General features: G+C 64.6%; 14 protein-coding genes, 1 tRNA gene and 1 pseudogene. 12 read left to right on the top strand and 4 right to left on the bottom strand.

What is annotated here, in order from left to right:
* Nucleotides 1-221, bottom strand: a 221-nt coding sequence (locus P8X75_12590; protein ID MEJ1996025.1) for a DUF4864 domain-containing protein, incomplete at its 3' end; no start/stop codon positions are given.
* Between the two features lie 160 nt (nucleotides 222-381).
* Here P8X75_12590 and P8X75_12585 point away from each other — a divergent pair.
* The 4 genes from P8X75_12585 to P8X75_12570 all read left to right on the top strand — a co-directional run bounded on the left by P8X75_12585 (nucleotide 382) and on the right by P8X75_12570 (nucleotide 2,140).
* Nucleotides 382-455 (top strand) — tRNA-Cys (locus P8X75_12585).
* Nucleotides 456-606: 151 nt separating this feature from the next.
* The gene (gene yghX / locus P8X75_12580; GenBank protein ID MEJ1996024.1) at nucleotides 607-1,512 is read left to right on the top strand and encodes a YghX family hydrolase; all 906 of its coding nucleotides are present in this window, start codon (nucleotides 607-609) and stop codon (nucleotides 1,510-1,512) included.
* Nucleotides 1,513-1,601: 89 nt separating this feature from the next.
* Nucleotides 1,602-1,844: a hypothetical protein gene (locus P8X75_12575; protein MEJ1996023.1), complete on the top strand. Its 243-nt coding sequence runs from the start codon at nucleotides 1,602-1,604 to the stop codon at nucleotides 1,842-1,844.
* A 71-nt stretch (nucleotides 1,845-1,915) separates the two neighbouring features.
* Entirely contained in the window at nucleotides 1,916-2,140 is a 225-nt protein-coding gene (locus P8X75_12570) for a hypothetical protein (protein ID MEJ1996022.1), read from the top strand.
* Between the two features lie 109 nt (nucleotides 2,141-2,249).
* On the opposite strand, the gene P8X75_12565 is transcribed toward P8X75_12570, so the two are convergent.
* A complete protein-coding gene (locus P8X75_12565) occupies nucleotides 2,250-2,459 on the bottom strand; it encodes a cold-shock protein (protein MEJ1996021.1) in 210 nt (69 codons plus the stop codon).
* 67 nt (nucleotides 2,460-2,526) lie between these two features.
* Entirely contained in the window at nucleotides 2,527-3,807 is a 1,281-nt protein-coding gene (locus tag P8X75_12560) for a DEAD/DEAH box helicase (GenBank protein MEJ1996020.1), read from the bottom strand.
* 379 nt (nucleotides 3,808-4,186) lie between these two features.
* Between P8X75_12560 and P8X75_12555 the strand changes: the two genes are divergently transcribed.
* The 6 genes from P8X75_12555 (at nucleotide 4,187) to ilvD (ending at nucleotide 11,920) form a co-directional block, all read left to right on the top strand.
* Nucleotides 4,187-4,852, top strand: a complete 666-nt coding sequence (locus tag P8X75_12555) for a protein-L-isoaspartate O-methyltransferase (GenBank protein ID MEJ1996019.1) — start codon at nucleotides 4,187-4,189, stop codon at nucleotides 4,850-4,852.
* Nucleotides 4,852-5,181 carry a rhodanese-like domain-containing protein gene (locus tag P8X75_12550; GenBank protein MEJ1996018.1) on the top strand — a complete coding sequence of 110 codons (330 nt, stop codon included), beginning with the start codon at nucleotides 4,852-4,854 and terminating at the stop codon, nucleotides 5,179-5,181. Before P8X75_12555 ends, P8X75_12550 begins: the two co-directional genes overlap by 1 nt.
* Nucleotides 5,182-5,242: 61 nt before the next feature.
* The gene (locus P8X75_12545; GenBank protein MEJ1996017.1) at nucleotides 5,243-6,637 is read left to right on the top strand and encodes a TolC family outer membrane protein; all 1,395 of its coding nucleotides are present in this window, start codon (nucleotides 5,243-5,245) and stop codon (nucleotides 6,635-6,637) included.
* A 74-nt stretch (nucleotides 6,638-6,711) separates the two neighbouring features.
* Nucleotides 6,712-7,281 (top strand): DUF2497 domain-containing protein, encoded by a 570-nt coding sequence (locus P8X75_12540; protein MEJ1996016.1) that lies wholly within the window; start codon nucleotides 6,712-6,714, stop codon nucleotides 7,279-7,281.
* Between the two features lie 111 nt (nucleotides 7,282-7,392).
* Nucleotides 7,393-10,044: a valine--tRNA ligase gene (locus tag P8X75_12535; GenBank protein MEJ1996015.1), complete on the top strand. Its 2,652-nt coding sequence runs from the start codon at nucleotides 7,393-7,395 to the stop codon at nucleotides 10,042-10,044.
* 139 nt (nucleotides 10,045-10,183) lie between these two features.
* Nucleotides 10,184-11,920 carry a dihydroxy-acid dehydratase gene (ilvD, locus tag P8X75_12530; GenBank protein MEJ1996014.1) on the top strand — a complete coding sequence of 579 codons (1,737 nt, stop codon included), beginning with the start codon at nucleotides 10,184-10,186 and terminating at the stop codon, nucleotides 11,918-11,920.
* Nucleotides 11,921-11,945: 25 nt separating this feature from the next.
* On the opposite strand, the gene P8X75_12525 is transcribed toward ilvD, so the two are convergent.
* Nucleotides 11,946-13,178, bottom strand: coding sequence for an NAD(P)/FAD-dependent oxidoreductase (locus P8X75_12525; protein ID MEJ1996013.1), 1,233 nt, complete (start codon nucleotides 13,176-13,178; stop codon nucleotides 11,946-11,948).
* A 98-nt stretch (nucleotides 13,179-13,276) separates the two neighbouring features.
* On the opposite strand from P8X75_12525, the pseudogene P8X75_12520 reads away from it, so the two are divergent.
* Together P8X75_12520 and P8X75_12515 are read left to right on the top strand one after the other, a co-directional pair.
* Nucleotides 13,277-14,753: pseudogene (locus P8X75_12520) on the top strand (M81 family metallopeptidase).
* A gap of 103 nt (nucleotides 14,754-14,856) precedes the next feature.
* On the top strand, nucleotides 14,857-15,597 hold a 741-nt coding region (locus P8X75_12515; protein ID MEJ1996012.1), incomplete at its 3' end, for a class I tRNA ligase family protein.

The raw sequence follows: 15,597 nt of genomic DNA, 5'->3' as shown, positions 1-15,597 counted from the left end.
AAGACCGAGGGCGAGCCGAACTTCTGTTTGATGTGAGGCGCGGCATAGGAATAGGCGGCTTCGCCGTCTTCTCTAAGGAAGGCTTGAATCTGTCCCGCGATGACTTGCTGCACGGCCGCTTGATCGGCCGCTTCCGGCGGGTCCTCGGCAAGGGCTGGAACGGCGGTTGCGGTGCCTGCGACCAGCACCACGAGAGCCAAGAGGCGTCGTAGGGAGTTCATGGTTCGGCGGCTCCTTCTCTTCAACAGTATCATAATAGATACGTAGCCCTTCGCCCTTTGGATGCCCCAAGGCCCTTTTGAGATGAAGTTGCGCTTGAACTTCTGCACCCCAAAGGCTACACCGCTGCTCTCCCACCTGCAGGACGCAAGTCGCCCCTGAGGCCCGGTGGCAGAGTGGTGATGCAGAGGACTGCAAATCCTTGTACGTCGGTTCGATTCCGGCCCGGGCCTCCAATTTCTTGAGCGTTCAACCATGGCTTGCGGACTTCGCGGGAGCGTTCTCGAAACTGCACCAATTTGTGACTCGGAGCCGGCCCTGAACCTGATCTAGACTTTCCATCCGTGACGTCCGGTAATCCCCGGACCGTGATTTGGAGAGTGTTGGATGAATCAGATTCCCCGATTTCAGCGTAAGACCGCCAAAGACTTCCCCCAGGAGCTTTTGGATCTCTATGACTTCTACGCGCATGGCTTGGTCACAAAGCGAGAGTTCCTGGACAAGGCCGCGTCCTTCGCCGCTGTCGGCGTCACCGCGGCCGCACTTTTGAGGGAACTCTCCCCGAACTACGCCCTGGCGCAGCAAGTAGCACCCGATGATCCCGGCCTGGAGACCACCCGTTTAACCTACTCCTCGCCCAACGGTCATGGCGAGGTGAACGCTTATCTGGTTCGCCCGGCGGGGGCTACGGGACCGCTTCCCGCCGTGCTCGTGGTCCATGAGAACCGGGGGCTCAATCCCTACATCGAGGATGTGACCCGCCGCATGGCCAAGGCCGGGTTCATGGCCATGGCCCCTGACGGCTTGACCTCCGTCGGCGGCTACCCCGGCAACGATGACGAGGGCAGGGCTCTCCAGAAGACAGTCGATGGAGAAAAGCTCCTGAATGACTTCTTCGCGGGCTTTGAGTACTTGAGGGGTCGGGATGACTGCACCGGGAAGGTCGGCGCTGTCGGCTTCTGCTACGGCGGCGGCGTGGTCAATGCCTTGGCTGTCGCCTATCCGGAGCTGTCGGCGGGCGTGCCCTTCTATGGCCGCCAACCTGCGAGCGAGGATGTCTCCTTCATTGAGGCGCCCCTCCTCATCCAGTTGGCCGAGCTGGACGAGCGGATCAACGCCGGTTGGCCCGCCTATGAGTCGGCCTTGAAGGCTGCCGGGAAGGAGTATGAGGTCCACATCTATCCGGCGACCAATCACGGCTTCCACAACGACACGACGCCGCGTTTCGACGCTGATGCGGCCAAACTCGCCGAGGAGCGCACCATCGCCTTCTTCAAAGAGCATCTGATGTAAGGCGCGGGGCCGGGGTGAGATCACGCCCTTCACCCCGGCCAACCTGCTTTGCTAGCCTTCTACCGGCAGAAATGCAGGGAGAGAGGCAGATGTTCTTCACAAATGCGAGCCGTATGATCGCCTGGCTGCTGTTGGCGCTTGGCACGGCCTGGCTTGGCGTCGTGGCCTATCTAAAAGTGCTGGAGAACGAGGGCAGGGCGCCGCCTCAGTTTCTGGAGCCCCTGCGGTCCCAGGCGAGCGAGGACGCGGTCCTCACGGCGGTCATGGCGATCGGCTTTGCCCTTGTTCTTGGGGTCTTGACCGAGATTAGCGGTTCGTTCATCCGCCGCTAGGAGAGGACCCTCGGGGCAAGCGCGGCGCTGGCGCTTCGCGGATTGGTCTATTTTCGTGCTATAATCGCTCAATGACCGAGATGCTCGCCCGCTTTTTCGAGTGGCTTTTGGTCACTCTTCTTTGCACGCTGCCGCTGATTGTCGCGATCTTGATGTTTCTGCGGGCGGTCGAGGGCCGCTTTGCCTGGCCGCAGCGGCTGCTGCGCCTGGGAACCTCGGTCGGGCTGGGGGTCGTGGGCTTGATGCTGTTCTTCTATTTCGGCGCGGGTCTTGCGTTCGAAGCGCTTTACCGCTGAGCCGGGCTTTCGCCGAGCCGGGAAACAGGGTCCCGTTCTGAAAAAGAAAAACCCCGCCGACCCCAGTTCTCATGGGATCGACGGGGTTTTGTCTTCAGAAAACCAGTCCTCAGTCGAGGCGCAGGTTCACCGCGGAGACGCGGCCACGACGGTCGTCGGTCTCCAATTCATAGTGGATCGTGTCGCCTTCGTTCGGCGTAGCGATGCCGGAACGCTCGACAGCAGAGATGTGCACGAACACGTCCTTGCCGCCGTCCTCAGGCTGGATGAAACCAAAACCCTTGGTGCTGTTGAACCACTTAACGGTACCCTTCGCCATTGTCGTAAACTCCTTATCTTGCAATGGATGGCAGGTGATAGTGCGGGGCGCTTGAATCAGGCCTTCGTCAGGCCGCACGCCTCTGTTGCTGGCCGCCTCTACGCGGCTTTCCCCAGCCGCCGCCCTGTTTGCGGGCCTGCGGCTTGCCACGACCCGGACGTCCACCGCGCTTCTTCTGCGGTGCCGCCGGAGCCGGGCGTTTCATTTCCTCGGGCGAGGGGAGGTCGCCTTCGGCTTCGATGGAGATCCCGATCAGCTTCTCGATATCCTTCAGGTAGGCGATTTCGCCCCGGTCGCAGAAGGAGATCGCCACGCCACTGCCTCCGGCGCGCGCCGTGCGGCCGATGCGGTGAACGTAGCTCTCGGGCTCGTTCGGAAGATCGTAGTTGATCACATGGCTGATCGAGGGGACGTCGATGCCGCGCGCGGCGATATCGGTCGCCACCAGGACGCGGGCCTGTCCGCTCTGAAAGCGCTTCAGCGCGTTCTGGCGCGCCGACTGGCTCTTGTTTCCGTGGAGAGCCTCGGCGGCCTGTCCGGATTTCTCGAGCTGCTCGGCGACGCGGTTGGCCATGTGCTTGGTCCGGGTGAAGACGATGACGCGTTTGAATGCGTCTTCCTTCAGAAGCTCCTTCAGGAGCTCGCGCTTCTCCGGCGTGCGGACATGGATGACCCGCTGCTCGATGGCGCTCGGCGCGACCGTCTTCCGCTCAATTTCGACTCGCGCGGGGTCGGTCAGAATCTCGCGGGACAGCGCCTCCACCGTACGCGGCATGGTGGCCGAGAAGAGCAGGGAGCGGCGCTCGCGCGGTAGGTCGCCCACGATGCGGCGGATGGGATGAATGAATCCCATGTCCAGCATGCGGTCGGCCTCGTCCAGCACCAGGTGCGTGACGGCCTTCAGCGAGATGTGGCCCTCGTCGTAGAGGTCCAGAAAGCGCCCGGGCGTGGCGACGACGATGTCGGCGCCGCGGCGCAAGCGGTCGATCTGCGGACGGCGGCCCACGCCGCCGTAAACGGCCAGGGTGAAGAGGCGCTCGTTGCGTCCGAAGAGACGCAGCGCCTTTTCGATCTGAACCACCAACTCGCGGGTCGGCGCCAGGATAAGCGCACGGATGCGGCCCTGGCGGGTGTCGGCCTTCGCCGCCGACAGCTCCTGAAGAATGGGCAGCGCGAAGGCGCCGGTCTTGCCGGTACCCGTCTGCGCCAGCCCAAGCAGGTCTCTGCCGGACAGAATCAGCGGAATGGTTTTTTCCTGGATGGGAGTGGGGGTGGTGAACTGCTGTGCGGTAAGGCCGCGCAACAGGGTCTCGGAAATTCCGAGATCGCGGAATGTCGTAGAGGTCAAAAAATTCTTTCCTTGAGCACCGGCTTCTGTGACGCCCTCAAAGCGCCGCCTTTTGCAAGGCCGTGTGCCTTTAAGTCCGCGCTCCACGCGCGACCATGGTGCAGAAAGTCTATAGTGAGTTCCGCTCGGGAAGACGTCCATCAGTGCCCCAGTTCAGGGGCGGACGCCGATCGCGCGATCGCGAGAGGCTCGTTGTCGGGGCGGACAAGAACACAACCGCAGTGCTTTGTCAAAGCCTCTTGTTGATTGGGGACTATGCTTTCCATCGCTCGGCTGAGACATTGTGTTCTCCCGCGTGGGTGCTATAACGGCGGGGATGATCGCAGCGCGCGCGTCCTTACCGGGTCGCAAGCCGGAGCCACCACCCCAAGAGTTCAATATGGCCAGCATCGACTTCACCACCGCCCGCCACAACATGGTCGAAAGCCAGATTCGCACGAACAAGGTGCGTGACGCCCGGCTATTGGACGCTCTGGACGAGGTGCCGCGCGAACGGTTTCTGCCGCAGGGGCGCCGGGGCATCGCCTACAACGACGAAGACCTTCCGCTCGGCGGCAATCGCTACCTGATGGAGCCGATGGTTCTGGCGCGCCTGATCCAGGCCGCCGAGGTCCGGCCAGGCGATCTGGTTCTGGACGTGGCTTGCGGGACCGGCTACAGCGCCGCTCTCATGACCCACATGGGCGCCACGGTCGTGGGGCTGGAGCCCGAGCAGGCACTGCTCGATATCGGGGCGGAGGCGCTCGATCAACGAGACATGGAGAGCGCCGTCTTGCTGAAGGGCGAGATCGCCGACGGATACCCGAAACAGGCTCCCTACAATGTGATCCTACTGGGGGGTGCGGTTTCCGAGGTGCCGGCAGCGCTCTTCGATCAGCTTGCCGACGGTGGCCGCCTGGTCACGGTCCTGCGCGACGACGCGACGGTGCCAGGCAGCGCGGTGCTTTACCGCCGGGCGGGCGAGGTGGTTTCCTACCGCACGCTGTTCGACGCCAACACCCCGGTTCTTCCCGGTATGGAAAAGCAGAAGGGCTTCGTTTTCTGATGAGCGGGGCGCCGCTGGAGATCAGCGTTCAGGATCTGAAGGAGGCGCGGGACTCCGGCGGCGATCTGGTCGTGCTTGATGTGCGCGAGCCCTGGGAGCTTGACGTTGCGCGCCTCGACGGGACGCTCGATATCCCAATGAACGAAATACCCGACCGCCTGGATGAATTGCCCAAGGATAAGCCCCTCGCCGTGCTCTGCCGCAGCGGTGCGCGCAGTCTGAAGGTGACGCACTATCTGCGCGCGAACGGCTTTGCAAAAGTTTCGAACATCGCCGGCGGGATACTCGCCTGGGGCGCAGCGTACGATCCCAGGATGGCGCGCTATTGACGCCGATTCATCGGCGGCGCAGCTTTTGGACAACAATTCAGATTAGGTGAGAAGCAAGAGCATGACTGTCACCCTTCGTTCCAAAGCCAAGCGGCTCTGTGCTGGCGCGGCAGTGATCTCACTTACGATTGGTCTCGGTGTCCTGTCCTCGCCCGCGTGGGCGGCATCGTTGGACGAGGCCTTGGCCCGCACCTATCTCGACAATCCGACCTTGAGGGCGACCCGCGCGGAACTGCGCGGCGTCGATGAAGGGGTCGCGCAGGCCCGCTCCGGCTGGCGGCCGAACGTCGAGGTGAACGGCGGCGCGGGCTTGAGCTATCGGGACAGCGACACCGGCGCTACGAGCACGAGCGATGGCACGGTACCTCTGTCCGGCAGCCTGGACGTGGTGCAGCCCCTCTACACGGGCGGGCGCACCGACGCTCAGGTGAATGCCGCCGAAAAGGATGTAGAGGCCCAGCGCGCCCTGCTGGCCGCTGTCGAGCAAAGCGTGCTGCGCGATGCCGTGACGGCGTACATGAACGTGTGGAGCGCCGAAGCGGTCTTGTCGCTCAACCAGAACAACGAACGGGTCCTGCGCCGGCAGCTTCAAGCCACCCGCGACCGCTTCGAGGTGGGCGAGACAACCCGCACCGACGTATCGCAGGCCGAAGCGCGCCTGTCGCGCGCGGTCTCCTCGCGGATCCAGGCCGAAGGCGAACTGGCCTCTGCCATCGCGACCTACGAGCAGGTGATCGGAGAGAAGCCGTCCGGCGTCGAGCAGGCGCCGATTCCCGGCGGTCTGCCGGCCAGCCGGGAGGAAACCGTGTCGGCTGCGCTCAATGACAATCCCAACGTGATCGCCGCGATCTTCGTCCAACAGGCGGCCGAAGCCCGGGTCGACGCCAGCGAAGCCGAGTTGAACCCTGAGGTGAACCTGGTCGGCACCTTGGCCCATGGGCGCAATCAGACGCGCAGCAACACGGACAGCAGCGAAGCCTCGATTATCGCCCAACTGGTCATCCCGATTTATCAGCAGGGTTTCGTCTCCAGTCAGGTGCGTGAAAGCAAGCAGATTTCAAACCAGCGCGCGATCGAGATCGAAGAGGCGCGCCGTCTCGCCAAACAGCAGGCGATCGCTTCCTGGGAGGCCTTGCTGACGCGGCGCTCTCAGGTGGAGTCGCTGCTGAGCGAGGTGAGGGCCTCGCAGATCGCGCTCGACGGCGTCCGACAGGAGAACCTCGTGGGCGCTCGTACCGTGCTTGACGTCTTGGACGCCGAGCAGGAGTTGCTCAACGCGCAGGTGGACCTGGTGACGGCCCAGCGCGACGTGGTGATCGCCAGCTATGGCGCGCTTTCTGCGGTGGGGCGCCTGACCGCCGGCCAGATCGGCCTGCCGGTCGAGATCTACGATCCGATCAAGAACTACGATGCCGTGGCCGGCAAATGGTACGGGACCGATATCCCCAGCGAGTAAGCTGGTGGCCCGATTTTCGAGGCTTTTGTATTACGGCGGTCTTCTGGCACACTTTGCTGCGTAGGGAGTAGGCCATGTCCGAGTCGGACCGCGAAGACAGCGGCAGCATAGAAGATGTCATGAAGTCCATCCGCAAGGCCATCGAGGCCGAAGCGGAAGCGCCGGACGACGCGGATACAGCGGCGGATGGGATGAGCGGGGATTCCGGCGTCATCCACCTGACCCAGATGGTCACCAGCGACGGCAAGGTGGTGGACCTGCGCGAGGAACGCCGCATGCGCGAAGCGTTGCAGGCGGTTGAGAGAGAGGTGGCCGAGGGCATGGCGGCAAAAGCAAGCCCGGAGCCCGGTCCAGCTCCGCTGGACGCTCAGCACCTTGAGGAGCCTCAGCAGGACAACCTGGGCAAGGTCGACCCGATCAAGGCGGCGGGTGCCGCCGCCATCACCAAGTACCTTTCTCAGCACCCGACGCGCACGCTCGACCACGGTCCGCAGGTCGGCAGTGGGCAGTCGCTGGAGGCCGTCGTGCGCCAGGCGCTGGTCCCCCATGTGCGGGAATGGCTTGAAGCCAACCTAGCACCCCTTGTACACAACATCGTCCGCGAGGAGATCGAGGAGATGGTACGCCGCAAGAAGGACGAGTAGCCGGGCTGCGGCGGCGCTCTTGAACCGGTCTCTCGCGGCGGCTTTAAAGAGCCGCCGCAGTCGTTAGAAGCGGACAAGATGGCAGGCTGAAAACAAGAAGGAACGGCAGCGATGCTGGAAAAGACCTATTCGCCCCAAGAGGTGGAGGCGAAGCAATACGAGCGGTGGGAGGCTTCGGGAGCCTTCAAGGCGCAGGAGGACTCGGGCAAAGAGCCTTACGTCATCATGATGCCGCCCGCCAACGTAACCGGCAGCCTGCACATCGGCCATGCGCTGACCTTTTCGATCCAGGATATCCTGATCCGCTGGAAGCGCATGAACGGCAAGGATGCGCTTTGGCAACCGGGCACGGACCATGCCGGGATCGCGACCCAGATGGTGGTGGAGCGCAACCTCGCAGCCGAGGGCATTCACCGCCGCGACATCGGCCGCGAGAAGTTCCTGGAGAAGGTCTGGGAATGGAAAGAACAGTCTGGCGGCACGATCATCCATCAGCTGCGCCACCTGGGCGCCTCGGCGGACTGGGAGCGCGAACGCTTCACCATGGACGAGGGGCTGTCGCGCGCGGTGCTCAAGACCTTCGTCGATCTCTATCGTCAGGGGCTGATCTACCGTGACAAGCGTCTGGTGAACTGGGATCCGAAGCTCCACACGGCGATCTCCGACCTGGAGGTCCAGCAGGTTGAGATCAAGGGGCACCTCTGGCACTTCCGCTATCCCGTGGAGGGGGAGGAGGGCCGCTTCATCGTGGTCGCCACCACCCGGCCGGAAACCATGCTGGGCGATAGCGGCATCGCCGTGCATCCGGAGGATGAGCGCTACAAGGACCTGGTCGGCAAGTACGCGATCTTGCCGCTGGTGGGCCGGCGCATTCCGATCGTCGCCGACGACTATGCCGACCCCGAAACCGGGTCGGGCGCGGTCAAGATCACGCCGGCGCACGACTTCAACGACTTCGAGGTCGGCAAGCGCAACGACCTCGAACAGATCAACATCCTGACCGAGAACGCCGAGATCAACGAGAACGCGCCGGAGGCCTACCGCGGCCTGGACCGCTTCGAAGCGCGCAAGCGCATCGTCGAGGACATGGAAGCCGCCGGTCTTCTGGAGCGGATCGACGATCACACCCACATGGTCCCGCACGGCGACCGTGGCGGGGTCCCGATCGAACCCTTCCTGACCGACCAGTGGTACGTGGACGCGGCGACCCTCGCCAAGCCGGCCATAGAGGCCGTGGAGAGCGGGCGCACCCGCATCGTGCCCCAGCAGTACGAGAACATGTACTTCGACTGGATGCGCAACATTCAGCCCTGGTGCGTGTCGCGCCAGCTCTGGTGGGGTCATCAGATCCCCGCGTGGTATGGCCCGGACGGAAAGTTCTTCGTGGCCGAGAGCGAGGAGCAGGCCGCCGCCGAGGCGAAGTCCCGCTACGGCGAAGAGGTGGAATTGGTCCGAGACGAAGACGTCCTGGACACCTGGTTCTCGTCGGCCCTCTGGCCCTTCTCGACGCTCGGCTGGCCCGACGAGACCGAGGCGCTGAAGCGTTACTATCCCGGCGATGTGCTGGTGACCGGCTTCGACATCATCTTCTTCTGGGTCGCCCGCATGATGATGTTCGGACTGCACTTCATGGACGGGGAGGTGCCTTTCCGGGATGTCTACATCCACGGCCTGGTGCGCGACGCCCAGGGCCAGAAGATGTCCAAGTCCAAGGGCAACACCATGGACCCGCTGGACATCATCGAGAAGTACGGCTGCGATGCGCTGCGCTTCACCTTGGCCGCGCTCTGCACCCATGGGCGCGACGTGAAGCTGGCGGAATCCCGGATCGAGGGCTACCGCAACTTCGCCACCAAGCTCTGGAATGCCAGCCGCTTCACCTTGGTGAACGGTGCGGCGCTGGTGGAGGGCTATGACCCCTCGGCCAACAAGCAGCCGCTCAACCGCTGGATCGTCGGCAAGCTGACGGCCTGCGAACGCCGTCTGACGGAAGCCCTGACCGCCTACCGCTTCAATGATGCTGCCTCCATCGTCTACCAGTTCACCTGGAACGAGTTCTGCGACTGGTACATCGAACTCTCCAAGCCGGTCATCACGGGCGACGACGCCGAAGCCGCCGCCGAGACGAAGGCCACCGCCGCCTGGGTTCTGAGCCAGTTGGTGAAGCTGATGCATCCGCTGATGCCCTACATCACCGAGGAACTCTGGGGCACCCTGACCGAGGATAAGCAGGGCCTGCTGATCGAGGCCGCCTGGCCCGATCTGCCGGATTCCCTGATCGACAAGGCCGCCGAGGCCGACATCGACTGGGTCATCGGCCTGATCTCAGAGGTGCGCGCGGTGCGCTCGCAGATGAACGTCCCCGCGGCTGCCCACGTGCCCCTGGTTCTCAAGGGCGCTTCGGAGGAGAGCAAGGCGCGGCTTTCGGCCTACGAGGCCTTGATAAAGCGCCTGGCCCGCCTCGACAGGACCGAGGCGAGCGAGGCGCCCATCGACGGCGGCGCCGCGCAGTTCGTGCTGGGCGAAGCCACGGCGATCCTGCCGCTTGGCGAGGTGATCGACATCGCCGCCGAGCGCAAGCGCCTGGAAAAGGAGCGCGACAAGCTTCAGGGCGAGATCAGCAAGCTCGACAAGAAGCTCTCGAATGAGCAGTTCCTGGCAAAGGCGCCCGAGGAGGTGGTCGAGGAGCAGCGCGAGCGCCTTGCCGAGGCCGCCCGTTCCGTCGCCAAGATCGAGGAAGCCGTCGCCAGCCTCGGCGGGTGAGGGCTAAGAGCGCAAGGCAGGTTCCCGCAAAAAGCGATGGAGCCCTGCCGGGCGCTTGAGTAGGCTTTGCGCCAAGGGGCGGATCGAGAGCCGCCAAAACGATATTCAGCGATAGCGAAGATAAGGGGAGAGCCCAGAGATGCCGCTCGATGCACCGAAGAAGAAGTGGGACAAGTCCAAGATGGTCAGCCGCCATGTCTCGGTCGGACCGAGCAAGGCGCCCCATCGCTCCTACTACTACGCCATGGGTCTCAGCCAGGAGGATATCGACAAACCCTTCGTGGGTGTGGCGACCTGCTGGAACGAGGCGGCGCCCTGCAACATCTCCCTCAGCCGTCAAGCCCAGGTGGTCAAGAAGGGCGTGGTCGCCGGCGGCGGCACGCCGCGCGAGTTCACCACCATCACCGTGACCGACGGCATCGCCATGGGCCATGCTGGCATGAAGTCCTCCCTCGTCAGCCGCGACGTGATCGCCGATTCGGTCGAGCTGACCATGCGCGGCCATTGCTACGACGCCATCGTCGGCCTCGCGGGCTGCGACAAGTCGCTGCCCGGCATGATGATGGCCATGGTCCGCCTCAACGTGCCCGGCGTCTTCATGTACGGCGGTTCCATCCTTCCCGGCCGCTACAAGGGCCGGGACGTGACGGTCCAGGACGTCTTTGAAGCGGTCGGCGCGCACTCCGCCGGGAACATGGCGGAAGAGGATCTGCGCGCGCTTGAGTGCGTCGCCTGTCCCTCCGCGGGTTCCTGCGGCGGCCAGTTCACCGCCAACACCATGGCCTGCGTTTCCGAGGCCATCGGTCTTGCCATGCCGGGTTCGGCGGGGGCGCCCGCGCCCTACGAGACGCGCGACCAGTACGCGGAGGCCTCTGGCGAGGCCACCATGCGCCTCTTGGAGCAGAACCTGCGCCCGCGCGACATCGTGACCCGCGAGGCGCTGGAGAACGCGGCCGTCGTGGTGGCCGCGTCCGGCGGCTCCACCAACGCGGCGCTCCATCTGCCCGCCATTGCGCATGAGGCCGGCATTGAGTTCGACATCCACGATGTGGCGGCGATCTTCCGCAAGACGCCTTATATCGCCGATCTGAAGCCCGGCGGGCGTTTCGTCGCAAAGGACCTCTTTGAGATCGGCGGCGTGCCGGTCCTCATGAAGGCGCTGCTGGACGGCGGCTTCCTGCATGGCGACTGCATCACCGTGACCGGCAAGACCATGGCCGAGAACCTCGCGGACGTGGTCTTCCCGACCGATCAGGAGATCGTGCGCCCGACCAGCAACCCCATCACCTCCTGGGGCGGCGTCGTCGGTCTGCGCGGCAATCTCGCGCCGCAGGGCGCGATCGTGAAGGTCGCGGGCATGAAGAACCTGCGCTTTGAGGGCCGTGCGCTCTGCTTCGACTGCGAAGAGGACGCCTTCAAGGCGGTGCAGGAGCGCCGCTACAAGGAAGGCGACGTCTTCGTGATCCGCTACGAAGGGCCGCGTGGCGGCCCCGGCATGCGCGAGATGCTGGCGACCACGGCAGCCATCTACGGGCAGGGCATGGGCGACAAGGTCGCGCTGATCACGGACGGCCGTTTCTCCGGCGCGACCCGGGGTTTCTGCATCGGCCACGTCGGCCCGGAAGCCGCGGTCGGTGGGCCCATCGGTCTGCTGAAGGATGGCGATCCCATCGTGATCGACGCCAACGAGGGCACCATCGAGGTGGGGCTGAGCGACGCCGAACTGGAAGCGCGCCGCAAGGAATGGAAGCCGCGCGAGCACGACTATCAGTCCGGCGCCATCTGGAAGTACGCGCAGACGGTCGGCGACGCCGAGAAGGGTGCGGTCACCCATCCCGGCGCCAAGGCCGAAAAGCACGTCTACGCTGATCTGTAAGGCGAGGAGGGGACGCGCGTCCCCTCTAGCCCTGCTTCAGCACCCAGTCCGCGGCGCGCTCACCCGAGAGGTAGGCGCCGTGAACGGTGGAGAAGAACTCCACCGAGGTGTGTTCCCCGGCCAGGAAGATCCGCTCGTCGAAGGGCTCCGCGAGTCTAGGGCGCAGATGCGCCTTTCCCGCCGTCCCGGCTGAGTAGGCGCCCTGGGAATAGGGATCGGCGCTCCAGCCGGTCGTAAGCGGGTCGGCGAGGTGCTTTTCGACATCGCTGCCCAGCAGGCTCTTGAGTCCCTCCATCGCGTGATCCGCCCAGGCTGCGGTCCCCGCGGCCTCCAGCTCCTTGGCCGCGTTCCCACCGAAGAACCCCATCAGGATGGGCGCGCCGAAGACCGAGACGTGATAGCTGGGCGTTCCCCGGTCGGTGACCGAGGCGCGCAGCCGCGCACCCCTGCCAAGATCGGGGTGCGGCTCGGCGACCCTGAACAGCAGCTTGCCGGCCGAGCCCATGGGCACGGCATGAACCGCCTCCAGAATTTCAGACGGCAGGCCAGGCTCGAAACGCACCGCCTCGTTGATCAGGATGTTGCTGGGCAGGGCCACGACCGCCTGCTTGGCGCTGAGGCGGCCCCGGGCCGAGTCGATCTCGACCCCGCCTGCGGTCCTGCGGATCACCGAGACGGGGCAGGAGAGGGCGATCTCAAGTCCCTCCGACAAGGCCAGGATCAAGCTGCCGTACCCGCCTTCGACCTGCCAATCCTCCATGGTGTCGTTGTAGCGCGCGGCGTCCTTGGCCGAACAAAGCTCAGCCTCCCGGCTCGATATCCAGGTCCAGATCGCCTCGACAAAAGGGCGGTAGCGCTGGTCGGGAAGGCGGTCCAGCAGGTCCGCGACCGAAGGATCGGCGTCGAGCGGGCCGTCCATCAACTCGAAGAAAGCCTCGATCGTACCGACGATCTCCCTGCGGTCGGCCTCGTCGTATCGGTCCGGGATGCGCGAGCTGTTCCAATCGAGGTGGGTCCGCTCCACTCGGCGGCCCATACCCTCCGCGATGCCGACCATGGGGTTGAGGCTCGCAGAGTGCATGAACTGCGCGCCCAGGTCATAGGGGTGCCCGTGGAAGTCCACGGTGTTGGTTCGCCCGCCGACACGGTCGCGCGCCTCCACCACCAGGGTTCGCTTCCCCGCTGCCGTCAGGCGCCGGGCCGCGCCGATCCCGGCGGCGCCTGCGCCTACGACGATGACATCGTATTCCGCTTCCATCTCACCTCTGCTTTCCTTTTGAGCCCGGGCTTTACCGCCAGGATCGGAGGCCGCTAGTCTTGCCGGGCCGGGCAAGACTTTCAAGGACACCAGCCACCATGCGTATCGCCGTCGGCGGCTTTCAGCACGAAACCAACACCTTTGCGCCCACCAAGGCGGCGCTCAGTCATTTCCTGGAAGCCGAGGGCTGGCCGGGTCTGCTCCGGGGAAATGAACTTCCGCCGGGCGTGGCCGGAATCAACCTGCCGGTCACCGGAGCGCTGGAGGCGCTGAATGAGCTGGGGCATGAAATCCTGCCTCTCTGCTGGTGTTCGGCGCCGCCCTCCGCCCATGTCACGGACGAGGCTTTTGAGACCGTCGCCGGGATGCTGCTGGAGGACTTGCGGGCAGCGGGCCACCTGGACGGCGTCTATCTGGACCTGCACGGGGCGATGGTCACCGAATGCCATGAGGACGGGGAGGGCGAGCTGCTGCGCCGCCTGCGCGACCTCTTGGGCGAGCGCCTGCCCATCGCAGTCAGCCTCGATCTGCACGCCAACGTGACGCCGGAGATGGTGCGCCACGCCGATCTTTTGGAGATCTACCGCACCTATCCGCATATCGACATGGCCGAGACCGGGCGGCGCGCCGCCTTCGGGCTCGGCTAGGCAGAAGGCCTTCCACCAGATTCCGTTCCTCTTGCCGCTGACCGGCGGCTGCACGCTGATGGACCCGGCCAAGAGCCTCTATCAGTCAATACCCAGGATATTAGATGAAGAAAGGCTGACAAGCTTCTCTTTTGCTTGTGGGTTTCCGCCTGCCGATATTGAGAATGCCGGACCCTCCCTGGTTGCCTATGGACCGGACGCCGGTCTCGCCGATGCGGTGCTGGAGCGCTTCACCCAGCGCATCCTCGCGCAGGAGGAGGCCTTTGCCGCCGCCATCTATCCCGCCGCCGAAGTCGTCGCCAAGGCCAAGGAGATTGCAGCGGGCGCCAGCAGGCCTGTCGTGCTGGCCGATACCCAGGACAATCCAGGGGCGGGCGGCAACGGGGACACCACCGGGTTGCTGCGCGCCCTGATTGACCAGGACGCCGGGGGCGCGGTCCTGGGCGTGCTCTACGACCCGGAGGTCGCAGCGCAGGCCCACGGACGGGGCGAGGGCGCGGCGATCCAGGTATCCCTCGGGGCCAAGTCAGGCTGGCCGGGCGTCACGCCCATCGAGAGCGCGGCGCGCATCCTTGCGCTCAGCGACGGCAAGTCCCTGGGCACCGGCCCCTTCTACAAAGGCGCGCACATCGAGCTGGGGCCCTGCGCGTTGCTGGAGATGGGCGGGGTGCGTGTCCTGGTCGGCTCGCGGCGCGTCCAGGCGGCGGACCAGTCCATGTTCCGCCAGATCGGCGTGGAGCCGGGCCAGGTCAAAATCCTGGCGCTGAAGTCGTCGGTTCACTTCCGCGCCGACTTCCAGCCCATCGCGGAGGCCGTGCTGGTAGCGGCCGCCCCCGGGCCCAACCCCATCGACCACCGAACGCTGGACTACAAGCGCCTGCGCCCCGGCGTGCGTCTGATGCCAGGCGGACCCGAGCACCGCGGCTAGCCGTTGCCCTGAGGCCTTGCTTGGCCTATAGCTTGGGCCGATTTCGACACCATATCTCCAGTCTCCGGCCTCTCGGCCTGCTACCTGGCAAGCAAGGATCCGCATGTCACGCATTCTCGTCACCTCCGCGCTGCCCTACATCAACGGCATCAAGCACTTGGGCAATCTCGTCGGCTCCATGCTGCCGGCGGATGTCTACAGCCGCTTCATGCGCCAGCGCGGCCATGACGTGCTCTACATCTGCGCGACCGACGAGCACGGCACGCCCGCCGAGCTCGCGGCTTTGGAAGCGGGACAGAGCGTCCAGGACTACTGCGCCGAGCAGCATGAGCTGCAAAAGCGGGTGGGGGAGGCCTTCCACCTCTCCTTCGACAACTTCGGGCGGTCATCCAGTCCGCAGAACGCCGAGCTGACCCAGCACTTCTGCCGCAAGCTGGACGAGCACGGCTTCATCGAGGAGCGCGATATCAAGCAGGTCTACTCCGTGGACGATGGCCGCTACCTGCCTGACCGCTACATCGAGGGGACCTGCCCGCACTGCAACTACGAGCGCGCGCGCGGCGACCAGTGCGAGAACTGCACGCGCCTTCTGGACCCGACCGACCTGATCGAGCCGCGCTCGGCCGTCTCCGGGTCGACAAACCTGGAGGTGCGGGAGACCAAGCACCTCTTCTTGAAGCAGTCCCTCTTCGTGGATGAGCTGCGCGCTTGGATCGACAGCAAGAATAAAAGTTTTGTACATGGAATTCTTAAAGACAGACAAGCGCGAAACTTGATTAAAAGTGTCATCAGTATAGGTCGGGATTTGTCAATCGAGGTGTTAGCTGAGGGGATTGAGGAAGAG

It is taken from the genome of Limibacillus sp. (genome assembly GCA_037379885.1).
In the GTDB taxonomy this organism is placed as follows: Bacteria; Pseudomonadota; Alphaproteobacteria; order Kiloniellales; family CECT-8803; genus JARRJC01.
The sequence above is the reverse complement of the archived record's forward strand: the minus strand, read 5'-3'. Positions and strand labels throughout refer to the sequence as shown.

Excerpts from the sequence above, each read along its gene's own strand:
- ilvD (MEJ1996014.1), top strand. The coding sequence starts at position 10,184 with ATGCCGCTCGATGCACCGAAGAAGAAGTGGGACAAGTCCAAGATGGTC.
- yghX (MEJ1996024.1), top strand. The coding sequence starts at position 607 with ATGAATCAGATTCCCCGATTTCAGCGTAAGACCGCCAAAGACTTCCCC.
- P8X75_12555 (MEJ1996019.1), top strand. The coding sequence starts at position 4,187 with ATGGCCAGCATCGACTTCACCACCGCCCGCCACAACATGGTCGAAAGC.
- P8X75_12565 (MEJ1996021.1), bottom strand. The coding sequence starts at position 2,459 with ATGGCGAAGGGTACCGTTAAGTGGTTCAACAGCACCAAGGGTTTTGGT.
- P8X75_12525 (MEJ1996013.1), bottom strand. The coding sequence starts at position 13,178 with ATGGAAGCGGAATACGATGTCATCGTCGTAGGCGCAGGCGCCGCCGGG.
- P8X75_12575 (MEJ1996023.1), top strand. The coding sequence starts at position 1,602 with ATGTTCTTCACAAATGCGAGCCGTATGATCGCCTGGCTGCTGTTGGCG.
- P8X75_12535 (MEJ1996015.1), top strand. The coding sequence starts at position 7,393 with ATGCTGGAAAAGACCTATTCGCCCCAAGAGGTGGAGGCGAAGCAATAC.
- P8X75_12545 (MEJ1996017.1), top strand. The coding sequence starts at position 5,243 with ATGACTGTCACCCTTCGTTCCAAAGCCAAGCGGCTCTGTGCTGGCGCG.
- P8X75_12570 (MEJ1996022.1), top strand. The coding sequence starts at position 1,916 with ATGACCGAGATGCTCGCCCGCTTTTTCGAGTGGCTTTTGGTCACTCTT.
- P8X75_12540 (MEJ1996016.1), top strand. The coding sequence starts at position 6,712 with ATGTCCGAGTCGGACCGCGAAGACAGCGGCAGCATAGAAGATGTCATG.
- P8X75_12550 (MEJ1996018.1), top strand. The coding sequence starts at position 4,852 with ATGAGCGGGGCGCCGCTGGAGATCAGCGTTCAGGATCTGAAGGAGGCG.